The organism is Pseudomonas sp. MWU16-30323, assembly GCF_020515595.1.
GTDB classification, from domain to species: domain Bacteria; phylum Pseudomonadota; class Gammaproteobacteria; order Pseudomonadales; family Pseudomonadaceae; genus Aquipseudomonas; species Aquipseudomonas yamanorum.
The window spans coordinates 126,838-142,328 of the sequence record NZ_JAIWYM010000006.1 but is presented as its reverse complement, the minus strand read 5'-3'; the positions used below and the strand labels follow the sequence as shown (position 1 = coordinate 142,328).

The 15,491-nt window shown below is 60.7% G+C and carries 15 protein-coding genes; 8 read left to right on the top strand and 7 right to left on the bottom strand.

Annotated elements, in window-relative coordinates:
- The 5 genes from tusC (at position 1) to LIY45_RS10020 (ending at position 3,058) form a co-directional block, all read left to right on the top strand.
- Positions 1-351: a sulfurtransferase complex subunit TusC gene (tusC, locus tag LIY45_RS10040; RefSeq protein ID WP_017479529.1), complete on the top strand. Its 351-nt coding sequence runs from the start codon at positions 1-3 to the stop codon at positions 349-351.
- Positions 351-644, top strand: a complete 294-nt coding sequence (gene tusB / locus LIY45_RS10035; RefSeq protein ID WP_017479528.1) for a sulfurtransferase complex subunit TusB — start codon at positions 351-353, stop codon at positions 642-644. Before tusC ends, tusB begins: the two co-directional genes overlap by 1 nt.
- Positions 641-976: a TusE/DsrC/DsvC family sulfur relay protein gene (locus tag LIY45_RS10030; RefSeq protein ID WP_226476200.1), complete on the top strand. Its 336-nt coding sequence runs from the start codon at positions 641-643 to the stop codon at positions 974-976. Before tusB ends, LIY45_RS10030 begins: the two co-directional genes overlap by 4 nt.
- Positions 973-1,974 (top strand): glycosyl transferase family protein, encoded by a 1,002-nt coding sequence (locus LIY45_RS10025; RefSeq protein ID WP_226476199.1) that lies wholly within the window; start codon positions 973-975, stop codon positions 1,972-1,974. Before LIY45_RS10030 ends, LIY45_RS10025 begins: the two co-directional genes overlap by 4 nt.
- A gap of 88 nt (positions 1,975-2,062) precedes the next feature.
- Positions 2,063-3,058, top strand: coding sequence for a glutathione S-transferase family protein (locus tag LIY45_RS10020; protein WP_226476198.1), 996 nt, complete (start codon positions 2,063-2,065; stop codon positions 3,056-3,058).
- A gap of 145 nt (positions 3,059-3,203) precedes the next feature.
- On the opposite strand, the gene cysG is transcribed toward LIY45_RS10020, so the two are convergent.
- The 6 genes from cysG to LIY45_RS09990 are packed head-to-tail and all read right to left on the bottom strand — an operon-like array spanning position 3,204 to position 10,709.
- Positions 3,204-4,598 carry a siroheme synthase CysG gene (cysG, locus tag LIY45_RS10015; protein ID WP_226476197.1) on the bottom strand — a complete coding sequence of 465 codons (1,395 nt, stop codon included), beginning with the start codon at positions 4,596-4,598 and terminating at the stop codon, positions 3,204-3,206.
- A complete protein-coding gene (serS, locus tag LIY45_RS10010) occupies positions 4,599-5,879 on the bottom strand; it encodes a serine--tRNA ligase (RefSeq protein ID WP_226476196.1) in 1,281 nt (426 codons plus the stop codon).
- Positions 5,880-5,895: 16 nt separating this feature from the next.
- Complete coding sequence (gene crcB / locus LIY45_RS10005; protein WP_010172479.1) at positions 5,896-6,270, bottom strand: fluoride efflux transporter CrcB; 375 nt, start codon at positions 6,268-6,270, stop codon at positions 5,896-5,898.
- Positions 6,270-7,592: a replication-associated recombination protein A gene (locus LIY45_RS10000; protein WP_226476195.1), complete on the bottom strand. Its 1,323-nt coding sequence runs from the start codon at positions 7,590-7,592 to the stop codon at positions 6,270-6,272. The genes crcB and LIY45_RS10000 overlap by 1 nt, the downstream gene beginning before the upstream one ends.
- Positions 7,593-7,619: 27 nt before the next feature.
- Positions 7,620-8,243: an outer membrane lipoprotein chaperone LolA gene (gene lolA / locus LIY45_RS09995; protein WP_026078226.1), complete on the bottom strand. Its 624-nt coding sequence runs from the start codon at positions 8,241-8,243 to the stop codon at positions 7,620-7,622.
- 57 nt (positions 8,244-8,300) lie between these two features.
- The gene (locus tag LIY45_RS09990) at positions 8,301-10,709 is read right to left on the bottom strand and encodes a DNA translocase FtsK (RefSeq protein WP_226476194.1); all 2,409 of its coding nucleotides are present in this window, start codon (positions 10,707-10,709) and stop codon (positions 8,301-8,303) included.
- A 487-nt stretch (positions 10,710-11,196) separates the two neighbouring features.
- On the opposite strand from LIY45_RS09990, the gene aat reads away from it, so the two are divergent.
- The 3 genes from aat (at position 11,197) to infA (ending at position 12,959) form a co-directional block, all read left to right on the top strand.
- Positions 11,197-11,877, top strand: a complete 681-nt coding sequence (aat, locus tag LIY45_RS09985; RefSeq protein ID WP_076016782.1) for a leucyl/phenylalanyl-tRNA--protein transferase — start codon at positions 11,197-11,199, stop codon at positions 11,875-11,877.
- Positions 11,878-11,932: 55 nt separating this feature from the next.
- Positions 11,933-12,640, top strand: coding sequence for an arginyltransferase (locus LIY45_RS09980; protein WP_177042653.1), 708 nt, complete (start codon positions 11,933-11,935; stop codon positions 12,638-12,640).
- A gap of 100 nt (positions 12,641-12,740) precedes the next feature.
- On the top strand, positions 12,741-12,959 hold the full coding sequence (gene infA, locus LIY45_RS09975) for a translation initiation factor IF-1 (RefSeq protein ID WP_002553999.1): 219 nt from the start codon (positions 12,741-12,743) through the stop codon (positions 12,957-12,959).
- 260 nt (positions 12,960-13,219) lie between these two features.
- Here infA and clpA read toward each other — a convergent pair whose 3' ends face one another.
- Positions 13,220-15,490, bottom strand: coding sequence for an ATP-dependent Clp protease ATP-binding subunit ClpA (clpA, locus tag LIY45_RS09970; protein WP_010172706.1), 2,271 nt, complete (start codon positions 15,488-15,490; stop codon positions 13,220-13,222).
- Position 15,491 lies beyond the last annotated feature (1 nt).

Sequence of the window (15,491 nt, the reverse complement as noted above, 5' to 3'; positions counted from 1 at the left end):
ATGTCGAAATCCTTGCTGGTGATCAGCCGACAGGCACCGTGGTCCGGCCCGAGTGCCCGCGAAGCGCTGGATATCGTGTTGGCTGGCGGCGCGTTTGATTTGCCGATTGGCTTGTTGTTTCTGGACGATGGCGTGTTTCAACTGGCTGCAAGCCAGGACGCCAAGGCCGTGCAACAGAAAGACCTCAGCGCCAACCTCCAGGCCCTGGAGTTGTTTGGGGTTGAGGATGTGTTTGCCTGCAGCCATAGCCTCACCGAGCGTGGCCTGACCGCATCCGGCAACGCGCAGCCGCTGAGCAGCGAACAGATCTCACAAATGATTGACCGTTACGACCAGGTGATTACCCTCTGATGTCGACTTTGCATGTGGTCTCCCACTCCCCGTTTGCCGATAGCCGGCTGGACAGCTGCCTGCGCCTCTGTGGCGCCTCGGATGCGATCCTGCTGTGTGGCGACGGTGCCTACGCCCTGCAACCCGCCAGCGCACCCTGCCAAGCCCTGCAAGCCAAGGGCATAAAGGTGTTTGTACTGGCCGAAGACAGTCAGGCGCGCAGTCTCGCCGTGCCTGCGTGGGCCGCCAGCGTCGATTACCCGGCCTTCGTCCAGCTGTCGATCGATTACGACAAGGTCAACACCTGGCTATGAACACCCTGACCGTAGGCGAACGCACCCTCGAACTGGACAAGGACGGCTACCTCGTCGACTTGAACGCGTGGTCCAGCGACGTGGCCAACGCCCTCGCCACCACAGAAGACCTGAAGCTGAGCCCGGAACACTGGGAAATCCTCGAACTGTTGCGAGGCTTCTACAGCGAATTCCAGCTGTCCCCCGCCACCCGGCCGCTGATCAAGTACACCGCCTTGAAGCTGGGCCCGGAAAAGGGCAACAGCCTGCACCTCAACCGACTGTTCAAAGGCACTCCCGCCAAACTCGCCGCCAAGCTGGCGGGCCTGCCCAGGCCGACGAATTGCTTATGACCGATTTTGCCCCGTTGATCACTGAAACCCCTGCCGAACATCCGTTCGCACAGTTCGTGCGCATCCTTGGCAAAGGCAAGCGCGGCGCCCGCAACCTCACCCGTGAGGAAGCCCGGGAAGCCATGGGCATGCTGCTGGATGAGAAGGTCGAAGACACCCAACTCGGCGCCTTCCTGATGCTGTTGCGGCACAAGGAAGAAAGCCCGGAAGAACTCGCCGGTTTCACCGAAGCCGTGCGCGAACGCTTGAATGCACCGTCACTCAATGTGGATGTCGACTGGCCTACCTACGCCGGTAAAAAACGCCACCTGCCGTGGTACCTGCTGGCAGCCAAGTGCCTGGCACAGAACGGCGTGCGCATCCTGATGCACGGCGGCGGCGCACATACCGCAGGCCGGCTCTACACCGAGCAATTGCTGGATGGCTTGCAGATTCCGCTGTGCCGCAATTGGCAACAGGTGGAAGCGGCCCTTGAACAGGGCAACCTGGCATTTATTCCGCTGGGAGACTGGGCGCCACAGCTGCAGCGCATGATCGACCTGCGTAACACATTGGGCCTGCGTTCGCCGATCCACTCCCTGGCGCGCATCCTCAACCCGTTGAGCGCCCGCTGCGGCCTGCAAAGCATCTTCCACCCGGGCTACCAGGGCGTGCACCGCGATGCCAGTGGCTTGCTCGGTGACAACACCATCGTGGTCAAGGGCGACGGCGGCGAAATCGAGATCAACCCGGACACCATCAGCCACCTGTATGGCACCACCGGCGGCGAAAGTTGGGATGAAGAGTGGCCAGCCCTCTCCGCCCAGCGCCACGTCAAACCTGCCGCCCTGGAGCCCGAGCACCTCAAGGCGCTATGGCGCGGCGACGTGCAGGACAGCTACCCGCAACTGGCATTGATCGCCACCATGGCCCTGGCCTTGCGCGGTCTCGGCCACCCGCAGGAACAGGCGTTCGATCTGGCCCAGCAGTACTGGGATGCCCGGGATAAATCGATTTAGTCGATCATTAACCCCCAGCCTTTGCGCTTTTTGTTCGAACTCAGACCTTTAGACTGCACTCCAACGCTTATTAGCCAAGGAGTCAGTCATGGGTTTGCTGATCGAAGGACGCTGGCACGACCAGTGGTACGAAAGTAGCGCAGACGGCGCCTTCCAACGGGAGCAGGCGCAACGCCGCAACTGGGTGACCGCCGAGGGTGAACCCGGCCCGACCGGCGAAGGCGGTTTCGCGGCTGAAGCCGGTCGCTATCATCTGTACGTCTCCCTGGCCTGCCCCTGGGCGCACCGCACATTGATCCTGCGCAAGCTCAAAGGCCTGGAAAGCCTGATCGAGGTGTCCGTGGTCAGTTGGTTAATGCTCGAGAACGGCTGGACCTTCGACAAGGCCCATGGCTCCAGCGGCGACAAACTCGACGACTTCTCCTACATGCACCAACGCTACACCGCCGACACCACCAACTACACCGGGCGGGTCACGGTGCCGGTGTTGTGGGACAAGAAGCTCAAGCGGATTGTCAGCAATGAATCGGCAGAGATTATCCGCATGTTCAACAGTGCGTTTAATGAACTGACTGGCAATCAACTGGATTTCTATCCCGAGGCCCAGCGTTCAACCATCGATGCACTGAACGACCGGATCTATCCCGCCGTGAACAACGGTGTATACCGCGCAGGTTTTGCCACGTCGCAAAAGGCGTATGAAGCGGCATTTGATGATGTGTTTGCCGAACTGGATCACCTTGAACAGCACTTGGGTAAGCACCGCTACTTGGCGGGGGAGTACCTGACTGAAGCCGATGTAAGGCTTTTCACCACCGCGATTCGGTTTGATGCGGTGTACTACAGCCACTTCAAATGCAACCTGCGACGGATTGCGGATTATCCGAATTTGTCGAATTGGCTAAGGGAGCTGTATCAGTGGCCGGGGATTGCCGAGACGGTGGATTTTGCTCACATCAAGGGGCACTACTACGCCAGTCATCGCACGATTAATCCGACGGGGATTGTGCCGAAGGGGCCGTTGCAGACGTTTGAGGCGGAGCATGACCGGGAGCGGTTGAGCGGGAAAGGTATCTTGAACTGAAACACCCTGTGGCGAGGGAGCTTGCTCCCGCTGGAGTGCGAAGCGCTCCCAGGATTTTGGGGCCGCTGCGCAGCCCAGCGGGAGCAAGCTACCTCGCCACAGCAAGCTCCCTCGCCACAGAGACGGTCTCGCCACAGGAGAGGTATCAGACTTGCGACTGAGCGCCTTCAAACCACTTCAGCTTCTCACGCAACAGCACCACTTCTCCCACAATCACCAGTGTCGGTGCATGAACTTCATGCTCCGCCACCATACGTGGCAGGTCAGCCAGGGTGCCGGTAAACACCCGCTGGTTGGACGTGGTGCCCTGCTGGATCAACGCCGCCGGCGTATCCGCTGAACGGCCATGCTGGATCAGCTGTTCGCAGATGATCGGCAACCCGATCAACCCCATGTAGAACACCAGGGTTTGCGACGGCCCCACCAGGTCACTCCATGGCAGGTCCGAAGTCCCGTCCTTCAAGTGCCCGGTAATGAAGCGAACCGATTGCGCATAATCGCGGTGGGTCAGCGGAATACCGGCATACGCCGCGCAACCACTGGCTGCCGTAATGCCCGGCACCACCTGGAACGGGATGCCATGGGCCGCCAGCTCCTCAATCTCTTCACCGCCACGCCCAAAGATGAATGGGTCACCACCCTTGAGCCGCAGCACGCGTTTGCCTTGCTTGGCCAGGTCCACCAACTGCTGGTTGATCTGGTCTTGCGGCACCGCATGGTCGGCGCGTCGCTTGCCGACGTACACCCGCTCGGCATCTCGGCGGCACAGTTCAAGAATCGCCGGCGCCACCAAGCGGTCGTACAGCACCACATCGGCCTGCTGCATCAAGCGCAGCGCGCGGAAGGTCAGCAGGTCCGGATCACCCGGGCCTGCACCCACCAAGTAGACTTCGCCCGGTGCGTGCGGCGGCGCGCCGTTGATTTTCTCCACCAGCAAACGCTCGGCTTCATCGCCCTGCCCGGCCAGTTGCCGATCAGCAATCGGGCCTTGAAAGACCTCTTCCCAGAACGCGCGACGTTGCTGCACATCCGGAAACAAGCCTTTGACCTGGCTGCGAAACCGCGCCGCCAATCCGGCCAATTGGCCGTAAGTCGACGGAATCCAGGTTTCCAGCTTGGCGCGGATCAAGCGTGCCAGCACGGGCGCATCGCCGCCGCTGGACACCGCGATCACCAAGGGCGAACGGTCGACAATCGCCGGGAAGATCACGCTGCACAAGGCCGGCGCATCCACCACATTGACCGGTACGCAACGACGCCGGGCATCGCTGGACACTTGCGCGTTCAGCGGCTCGTCATCGGTCGCGGCGATGATCAGGGTGCAACCGTCGAGGTCGGCCTCCTGATAACCGCGCAAAATCAGTTCACCGCCACTGCCCTGGACCAGTTCACGCAACTGGTCTTCAATCTGGGGAGCAACCACCCGCAACAACGCGCCGGCGTCGGCCAGCAGCCGGGATTTGCGCAAGGCAATCTCCCCGCCACCGACGACCAACACACGACTGCCGCGCAGGTTATGAAACAGCGGCAGAAATTCCATTTAGCCGATGACCTCAACGCCCGCCATGTACGGCTTGAGCACGTCAGGTACGCGGATCGAACCGTCAGCCTGCTGGTAGTTTTCCAACACGGCTACCAGGGTACGGCCTACCGCCAGGCCCGAACCGTTGAGGGTGTGGACCAGCTCGGGCTTGCCGGTTTCCGGGTTACGGAAACGCGCCTGCATGCGACGGGCCTGGAAATCACCGCAGTTGGAGCACGACGAAATCTCGCGGTATTTGTCCTGGCTCGGCACCCACACTTCCAGGTCGTAGGTCTTCACGGCACTGAAACCCATGTCGCCGGTGCACAAGGCCAGAACGCGGTACGGCAGTTCCAGCAGTTGCAGGACGCGTTCGGCGTTGGCGGTCAGGCCTTCCAGCGCTTCCATGGAGGTCGACGGCTCGACCACCTGCACCATCTCGACCTTGTCGAACTGGTGTTGGCGGATCATGCCGCGGGTGTCGCGGCCCGATGCACCGGCTTCGCTGCGGAAGCACGGCGAGTGGGCGACAAACTTGAGCGGCAGTTGCTTGGCGTCGAGGATTTCCCCGGCCACGATGTTGGTCAGCGACACTTCGGCGGTCGGGATCAGGTACAGATCGGCTTCGCCATCGCGGCTGATCTTGAACAGATCTTCCTCGAACTTCGGCAGCTGGCTGGTGCCCATCAGCGCCGGCGCCTGAACCAGGTACGGGGTGTAAGCCTCTTCGTAGCCGTGTTCGCCGGTGTGCAGGTTGATCATGAACTGCGCCAGGGCACGGTGCATGCGCGCGATCGGGCCGCGCAGCAAGGCAAAGCGCGCGCCGGACATTTTGGCCGCTGTCTCGAAGTCCAGGCCACCGGTCAATTCGCCCAGGGCGACGTGGTCCTTGATCTCGAAATCGAAGGCTTTTGGCGTACCCCAGCGACGGACTTCGACGTTGCCGTCTTCGTCTTCGCCAATCGGCACGGATTCGTGTGGCAGGTTCGGGATACCCAGCAGGATCGAGTCCAGCTCGGTCTGGATCGCGTCCAGCTCGACTTTGCCGGAAGCCAACTCACCAGCCATACGCTCGACGTCCGCCATCAACGGCGCGATGTCTTCGCCGCGCTGCTTGGCCTGACCGATGGACTTGGAACGCGCATTACGCTCAGCCTGCAGTGCTTCGGTGCGGGTCTGGACGGTCTTGCGCTGTTCTTCCAGCGCTTCGATGCGCGCAACATCCAGGCTGAAGCCACGGGATGCCAGGCAGTCCGCTACGTCCTGAAGGTTGCTACGTAACAGTTTGGAATCGAGCATGTCGGTCTCTCGTTTATCAAAGTTTGGTCAAGGACAGGCCAGCCCAGGTGGCGAGCAGCCCGCCGAACACGCTGATGGCCAGGTACCCGAAGGCGACCGGTGCCTGCCCGCTTTCCAGCAGGCGCAGCGTGTCCAGTGAAAAGGATGAAAAGGTCGTCAGACCGCCTACAAAGCCGACAATCAAGCCGGCCCGAATTTCAATCGGCACTTCCGGGCGAATCAGAAACCACCCGTACAACAAGCCGATGATCAAACAGCCCACCAGGTTGACCGCCAGGGTCGCCGCATAAAAATGCTTCGGCCAGTTGGCGCTGACCCACGTGCTGGTGGCGAAACGCAATAATGTACCAGCGATGCCGGCCACGGACACGGCAAGAATCGTTCTGAGCACTACTTTCTCCGCTGTTTCGGACTGAGCCGGTCAAGTTGGGCGAGGTGATTGAGCTTTTCGCCGATCTTCAGCTCCAGGCCGCGAGGCACCGGCTGGTAGAACGGCTGCGGCTCAAGGTCATCCGGGAAGTAATCTTCGCCAGCCGCATAGGCGTCCGGCTCATCATGGGCGTAACGGTATTCATCGCCATAACCGAGCTGCTTCATCAGCTTGGTCGGCGCATTGCGCAGGTGCAGCGGCACTTCCAGGGAACCATGCTCAGCGGCGGCACGCAGGGCGGACTTGAAGCCCATGTACACCGCGTTGCTTTTTGGCGCGCAGGCAAGATAAGTGATGGCCTGGGCCACCGCCAACTCGCCTTCCGGGCTGCCCAGGCGCTCCTGCACTTCCCAGGCGGCCAGGCACAGGCTCAGCGCACGCGGGTCGGCATTGCCGATGTCTTCACTGGCCATGCGCACCACGCGCCGGGCCAGGTACAGTGGGTCGCAACCGCCGTCGATCATCCGCGCAAACCAATACAGCGCGCCGTCGGGGTTGGAGCCGCGAACTGACTTGTGCAACGCGGAAATCTGGTCGTAGAAGGCTTCGCCGCCCTTGTCGAAACGTCGGCGGGTGTCGCCCAGCAGGCTTTGCAGCAGGTCGACGCCGATTTCGCTGCCGTCTTCTGCCAGGTCGGAGGCGTTCTCCAGCAGATTGAGAAAACGTCGACCATCGCCGTCCGCAGCGGTCAGCAGAATCTTGAAGCCTTCCTCGCTGACACTCAGTTGGCGCTTGCCCAGGCCCTTGTCTTCGCTCAGCGCGCGCCGCAACAGCTTCTGCATCGCGGCTTCATCGAGGCTTTTGAGCACATAGACACGCGCCCGGGACAGCAAGGCGTTGTTCAGTTCAAACGACGGGTTTTCAGTGGTGGCGCCAATAAAGATCAGCGTGCCGTCTTCGACATACGGCAAGAACGCATCCTGCTGCGACTTGTTGAAGCGATGCACTTCGTCGACAAACAGGATGGTGCGCTTGCCGTATTGCCCGGCCTGCTGCTTGGCGACTTCCACCGCCTGGCGGATTTCCTTGACCCCGGCGAGCACCGCCGAGACCGTTTCGAAGTGGGCATCCGAGACTTTCGCCAGGAGCCGCGCCAGGGTGGTTTTACCCACGCCCGGCGGCCCCCAGAAAATCATCGAGTGCAGCGCACCCTGCTCCAGGGCTTCGCGCAAAGGCTTGCCGCGAGCCAGCAGGTGTTCTTGCCCGACGTACTCGTCCAGGTTGGTCGAGCGCAGGCGCGCCGCCAGAGGCTGAGCAATCGGGTCACTTCGAAACAGGTCCATGGGCAGCGTTTGAAACCTCTAGGCAGTTTATTCCTGGATCACGTCGGCACCCTTCGGGATGTCGAACTTGAACTTGGACGCGGCCACCGGTTCGTTGGCCTTGACCCCGGTGAACAGGATATTGGTGCGTTGGCCGACGCTGTCCACCAACTGCATGTCGTTGATCACACCGTTGCGGAACGACAGGCGCAGGCTGTCGAACAGCGTGTCCTTGGATTTCGGCTTCAGCGTGAAGTCGATGACGTTGCTGGCCTGCTTGGAGGTGATATCAAAACTCTGGCTGATCTGCGACACATCGCCCGACAGCAGCAACGCCGGGGTCTGGCTCAGGCGCGGATCGAGCTTCTTGATGGTCGCCTGTTCCAGGTCCGGGTCCCACAGAGTGACTTTCTGGCCGTCGGAAACGATGGTCTGCTCGTTTGGCGCGTCGGTTTTCCAGTAGAACAGTCCAGGACGCTGCACGGCCATTTCGCCGGCGGTTTCCTGCAATTGAGTGCCGCCACCGTCCAGGGTCAACTGGGAGAAGCGCGCGCTCAGGGTCTTGGATTTGTCCAGCAGGTTGGTCAGGCTCGCAACGGAAGCCGGATCAGCGTGAGCCGAAACAGCAGTCAGGGCCAATGCCGGCAACAACAGCATGCGGATAAGACGCATGGGAGTCCTCTTAGATTCGTTTGCAAGGCGTGCCGCGTGTTGCCACGCGGAACGTAATCAGTCACGCATCTGCGCTGGCGCAATCACTTCGCGCGAGCCGTTGGTGTTCATCGAGGTGACCACGCCGGCCATTTCCATGGCTTCGATCATGCGGGCAGCGCGGTTGTAGCCAATCTTCAGCTTGCGCTGTACGGCGGAGATCGAGGCGCGGCGGCTTTCAAGCACGAACTGCACCGCTTCGTCGTAGAGCGCATCGGTCTCGGCATCATCATCGCCACCGCCGCTGCCACCGTCGAAGCCGCTGCCGGCCTCTTCGACGCCCGCGAGGATGTCGTCGTTGTATTCCGGCGCACCGCGCAGCTTCCAGGCTTCCACCACGCGGTGCACTTCATCGTCGGAGACGAAAGCGCCGTGAACACGGATCGGCAGGCTGGTGCCCGGTGGCATGTAGAGCATGTCACCGTGACCCAGCAACTGCTCGGCGCCGCCTTGGTCGATGATGGTCCGGGAGTCGATCTTGCTCGATACCTGGAACGCCATGCGGGTCGGGATGTTGGCCTTGATCAGGCCGGTGATCACGTCCACCGAGGGACGCTGGGTCGCCAGGATCAAGTGGATACCGGCGGCCCGTGCCTTCTGGGCGATACGGGCGATCAGCTCTTCGACCTTCTTGCCAACGATCATCATCATGTCGGCAAATTCGTCGACCACCACCACGATGGTCGGCAGCTTGGTCAGCAGCGGTGCTTCGTCGTGAATGCTTTCGCGCTTGTACAGCGGGTCGGTCAGCGGCGTGCCGGCGTCCTGGGCTTCCTTGACCTTGGCGTTGAAGCCCGACAGGTTACGTACGCCCATCTTCGCCATCAGCTTGTAGCGGCGCTCCATCTCGGCGACGCTCCAGCGCAGGGCGTTGGCGGCGTCCTTCATGTCGGTCACTACCGGGCACAGCAAGTGCGGAATGCCTTCGTAGATCGACAGCTCAAGCATTTTCGGGTCGATCATGATCAGCTTGGCGTCTTCCGGGCCAGACTTGAACAGGATCGACAGGATCATCGCGTTCACACCCACCGACTTACCGGAACCAGTGGTACCGGCAACCAGCAAATGGGGCATTTTCGCCAGGTCAGTGATCACTGGCTTGCCGCCGATGTCGTGGCCCAGGGCCAGTGTCACCGGCGATTTGAAGTTGTCGTATTCCGGGGTCGACAGCACTTCGGAGAAGCGCACGATCTGCCGGTCTTCGTTGGGAATCTCGATACCGACGGTGGTCTTGCCCGGAATCACTTCCACCACCCGCACGCTGGTCACCGCCAGCGAACGCGCCAGATCCTTGGCCAGGTTGGAAATGCGGCTGACCTTCACGCCGGCAGCCGGCTGGATTTCGTAGCGGGTAATCACCGGGCCCGGGTGGATCGAATCCACCGAGACTTCGACGCCGAATTCCTTGAGCTTGATTTCCAACAAGTGGCCGACGGCCGCCAGGGATTCAGGGGAATAGTTGAGCTGTTTCTTTTCCGCCGGGTCGAGAATCGAGATCGGCGGCAAGGTGCCTTCCACGGCGCTGTCGACAAACAACGGCGCCTGTTTCTCTTTCTGCACGCGGTGGCTTGGCTCGGGCGCCTTGGGCGGCGCAGGCGCAATCACCGGCGGTACCTGCTTCTCGCGGTCCGACATGTGCTTGGTCAGCGCCTGTTCACGTTCGATCAGACGCTCCTTGACCTTGGCTTGCTCACGCCGGTCCGGCGTGCTCGGGGCTACCACCTCGTTGACGCGGGTATCGACCTCACGCAGTTGCGCAACCATGCGCTTGCGGTCAACCCGGGCCGACCACCAGCGATTGGCGGCGCCCTGGAACAGTTCCAGCAGGTCGAGGGTGATCTTGCCGGTCACGTCCATGACCTTGAACCACGACAGGTCGGTAAACACGGTGAGGCCGAACAGGAACAACGCGATAAACATCAGGGTACTGCCCTGGATGTTCAGGGTCCTGCGGGCCAGGTCGCCGAGGCTTTCGCCCAGTGCGCCGCCAGCACCGGCCGGCAAGCCGGTGGGTGCGTGGAAATGGATGTGGGCCAGGGCCGCGCCCGACAGCACCAGGAACACCAGGCCGATCAGGCGCCAGGAGAACAGCCAGCCGCTCCACTGCCACGGCTCATGACGCTGGCGGAAGATCTGCCAGGTCTTGACGGCCAGCAACAACGGGAAGATATAGGCGAAATAACCCAGCACCATGAACAGGATATCGGCGCTGTAGGAGCCGGCCGGGCCACCGAAGTTCTGCACGTCTTCGATCTTGCTGTTGTGGCTCCAGCCTGGATCGTCCTTGCCATAGGTGAGCAAGGCCATCATCAGGAACAGGCACAGGGCGCCGATGGCGATCAGTGCACCTTCCTTGAGTCGATAGTGCAGGTGCTGGCGCCAGGCGGGCACGACTGCGGCTTTAGGTGTTGCGGCGGATTTCTTCAAAACGGGTCTATTCCTGCGCCTTTAGCGCGTCCATCTATTGAATGACTGCAAAATACTGCTCAATCCGAGCAGGTAAAAAATGAACGAGTGCCAGTGAAGCTACTTTTAACACCCTGCAACTGATTCATGAAACGGCGATAACGCCTGAATGGCCGCATTGTACGGGTTTGTGTGCGCGATGCCACGCACTTGGCCCTACGTTACACAGCATAGCCAATCTTCGGTTTCATAACGTTCAATTTGAGCATGCATTGTCTTTGCTGACAAAGGCTTATGAGCTGTTTTTGCCAATCCAGGCTAGCGTGCCGACCGACGTACGCGATTACGACCACGCCCCCGGCATAGAGTTGCAGAAACACCCATTCATGCTTATCTGCACCGATCCCATGTTCGGGGTAGCCCCAGAGCGTTTCGTCGACAATAATCACAGCTCTTGCAACGGGCAACATCGCCGTTACCGCCCTCCCCTTCCGTAAGCCTGGATGCCATGCTGACCTGGTTACAACGCAACACCCTGACGTTTCCACCGCTGGCCAAGGCCATGCGCGAACCCAATGGCCTGCTCGCCGCCGGTGGCGACCTGTCGGCCGACCGCTTGATCCAGGCCTATCGCCATGGCTGCTTTCCCTGGTTCTCGGAGGGCCAGCCCATCCTGTGGTGGTCGCCCGACCCGCGCACCGTGCTGTTCCCCGACGAGCTGCATGTTTCCCGCAGCCTCGGCAAACTGTTGCGCCAGCAGCGTTACACGGTGACCTTCGACCAGGATTTTGCCGCCGTCATCCAGGCGTGCGCAGCGCCACGCAGCTATGCCGATGGCACCTGGATCACCGAAGCCATGCAGAGCGCCTACCTGCAATTGCACCAGCGCGGCTATGCGCACTCGGTGGAGGTCTGGGACGAGGGCGAACTGGTCGGCGGCCTGTACGGCCTGGCGATGGGCCAGTTGTTTTTCGGCGAGTCCATGTTCAGCCGCGCCGACAACGCCTCGAAATTCGGCTTTGCGACCCTGGTCAGGCAATTGCAGGCCTGGGGCTTTGTGCTGATCGACTGCCAGATGCCTACCGACCACCTGCACAGCCTCGGCGCCCGCGCCATTCCCCGCAGCGACTTTGCCAACTACCTGCGCGACCATTTGGACCAAACCAGCTCTGCGCCATGGGTTTCCTAGGCGACTTCCCCGCACCTGGCTTACACTTATTTCAAAGCTTATCCGAGGGTTGATCATGACCGAGCTGGCGCGTTTGAAGTTTTATGCCACTCAACCCCACTCTTGCAGCTATCTGCCCGATGAGCAGGCCACCACGCTGTTCCTCGACCCCAGCCAGCCGATGGACGTGCATGTGTATGCCGATTTGTCGGAAATGGGCTTCCGGCGCAGCGGCGACCACCTTTACCGGCCCCACTGCCAGAACTGCAACGCCTGCGTACCGGCGCGTATCCCGGTGGCGCAGTTCCTGCCGGACCGTAATCAGAAACGCATCCTCAAGCGCAACGCCGACCTGACCGTCACCGCTGCGAAACCGGGCTTCAGTGAGGAGTATTTCGACCTCTACCAACGCTACATCGAACAGCGCCACGCCGATGGCGACATGTTCCCACCCAGTCGCGACCAGTTTTCCACCTTCCTGGTGCGCGACCTGCCCTTCTCGCGTTTCTACGAGTTCCGCCTTGAGGGGCGCCTGGTCGCCGTAGCCGTCACCGACCTTTTGCCCAATGGCCTGTCCGCGGTCTACACCTTTTATGAGCCCGCCGAAGAGCGCCGCAGCCTGGGACGCTTTGCGATCCTGTGGCAAATCGGCGAAGCCTTGCGCCTGGAATTGGAGGCGGTGTACCTCGGATACTGGATAAAAAACTGCAAAAAGATGAACTACAAGACCCAATATCGCCCCATAGAACTGCTAATTAACCAAAGATGGGTCACCTTGAACTAGAACCTCTTGGCTTAAACACCCTTTTTCGGGCACAATGCACGCCGCTTTTGCCTGGCGCAGTTGCACCGGGCCATTCACTGGATACCGAGGGCTTTACTGCATGTCGAAAGAAGACAGCTTCGAAATGGAAGGCACTGTCGTCGACACCCTGCCCAACACCATGTTTCGTGTGGAGTTGGAAAATGGGCACGTCGTAACCGCGCATATCTCCGGCAAGATGCGCAAGAATTACATCCGTATTCTTACCGGTGACAAAGTGCGCGTCGAACTGACGCCCTATGACCTGAGCAAAGGGCGCATCACTTACCGCGCCCGTTAATCAAGTCAATACAAGACGCCCGGTTATGCCGGGCGTTTTTGTGCGCGCGCCATTTAACAGTCGCCACTTGACCCTGTGGGAGCTGGCTTGCCTGCGATAGCGGCCTGTCAGTTACTGCATGCTTGACTGGCCCACCGCCATCACAGGCAAGCCAACTCCCACAGCTGATCTTCAACGGTCGATAGGTTTCGACCCCACCCCATTTATCCAGACAGCAAAAAGGCGCCTCTCGGCGCCTTTTTGTTTTGTTGCGTCAACTATCAGGCCATTTCAGCCGTGGTCTCGAAGTCGAAGGTCAGCTCGCCATCCTTCAGATCGATATGCACCACGCCACCATGGTCTGCCAGTTCGCCGAACAGGATCTCTTCCGCCAGTGGGCGCTTGATCTTGTCCTGGATCAGGCGAGCCATTGGCCGAGCGCCCATTGCCGCGTCGTAGCCACCTTCCGCCAGCCAGTTGCGTGCCGCGTCCGTAACCTCCAGCTGCACGCGCTTGTCTTCCAACTGCGCCTGAAGCTCGGTGAGGAACTTGTCCACCACGCTTTTGATGACCTCATGGCTGAGGCGACCAAACTGGATAATGGTGTCCAGGCGGTTGCGGAATTCCGGCGTAAAGCTCTTCTTGATCACTTCCATGGCGTCGGAAGAGTGATCCTGATGAGTAAAGCCAATGGAAGCTCGCGCGGCCGTTTCGGCACCGGCGTTGGTGGTCATGATCACGATCACGTTGCGGAAGTCCGCCTTGCGCCCGTTGTTATCGGTCAGCGTACCGTGGTCCATCACCTGCAACAGCAGGTTGAAGACTTCCGGGTGCGCCTTCTCGATCTCATCGAGCAGCAGAACGCAATGCGGCTGCTTGGTGATCGCCTCGGTCAACAGGCCGCCCTGGTCGAAGCCAACATAGCCCGGAGGCGCACCGATCAGGCGCGACACAGTGTGCCGCTCCATGTACTCGGACATGTCGAAACGCACCAGCTCGATACCCATGGCCTTGGCCAACTGCCGCGCCGCTTCGGTCTTGCCGACACCGGTAGGCCCGGCGAACAGGAACGAACCGACCGGTTTGTCCGGCGACTTGAGCCCCGCACGGGACAGCTTGATCGCGGTGGACAGCGAATCGATGGCCGCATCCTGACCAAACACGGTCAGCTTGAGGTCGCGCTCCAGGTTACGCAGCAGCTCCCGGTCGGACGTGTTGACGTGTTTTGGCGGAATCCGCGCGATCTTCGCCACGATGTCCTCGACCTGAGGCACGTCGATGCGCTTCACACGCTTCTCCACCGGCTGCAGGCGCTGGTAGGCACCCGCCTCGTCGATCACGTCGATGGCCTTGTCCGGCATGTGTCGGTCATTGATGTAGCGCGACGCCAGCTCGGCGGCTGCACGCAGCGCTTCATCGGTGTACTCGATGCCATGGTGCGCTTCGAAACGCCCCTTGAGCCCGCGCAGGATGCCGATGGTGTCTTCAACCGACGGCTCGGACACATCCACTTTCTGGAAGCGGCGCGCCAGGGCACGGTCTTTTTCGAAGATCCCGCGGAATTCCTGGAACGTGGTCGAGCCGATGCAACGGATATCACCCGAAGACAGCAGCGGCTTGAGCAGGTTCGAAGCGTCCATCACCCCACCGGAAGCAGCACCGGCACCGATGATGGTGTGGATTTCGTCGATGAACAGGATCGCCTGCGGGCGTTTTTTCAGCTCACCGAGCAGCGCCTTGAAGCGCTTCTCGAAGTCGCCACGGTACTTGGTCCCGGCGAGTAACGCGCCCAGGTCAAGGGAGTAGACGACGCTGTTGGCCAGCAGGTCTGGCACCTGGTTATCAACAATGCGTTTGGCCAGGCCTTCGGCAATCGCGGTTTTACCCACGCCTGCTTCACCGACCAACAGCGGGTTGTTCTTGCGGCGACGCGCGAGGATCTGCGCCACGCGCTCAACTTCCAGCTCACGCCCTACCAGCGGATCGATCCGCCCCTGGCGCGCCAGTTCGTTGAGGTTGCTGGCATAGGCATCCAGCGGGTTGCTCGAAGAAGAAGACTCACCGCCCTCGTCATCCTGCATATCCTGCTCACCTTCTGAGTGATCGCCATGCCCTGGCACTTTGGAAATGCCATGGGCGATGTAGTTGACGACATCAATACGGGCAACGCTTTGCTGCTTGAGCAGGAATACGGCCTGGCTTTCCTGCTCGCTGAAGATCGCCACGAGCACATTGGCCCCTGTGACTTCGCGCTTGCCGGAGCTCTGTACGTGGAAAACGGCACGCTGCAGTACCCGCTGGAAGCCCAGGGTTGGCTGGGTCTCGCGGTCCTCGTCATGAACGGGGATCAACGGCGTGGTGGAGTCGATAAACTCCTGCAGGTCATGCTTGAGTTTGTCGAGATTGGCACCACACGCACGCAGTACGGTGGCGGCAGCTTCGTTATCCAAAAGTGCCAGCAGCAGGTGCTCGACGGTCATGAATTCATGACGCTTCGAACGAGCCTCCTTGAAGGCAAGATTGAGGGTGACTTCGAGCTCGCGGTTTAACATA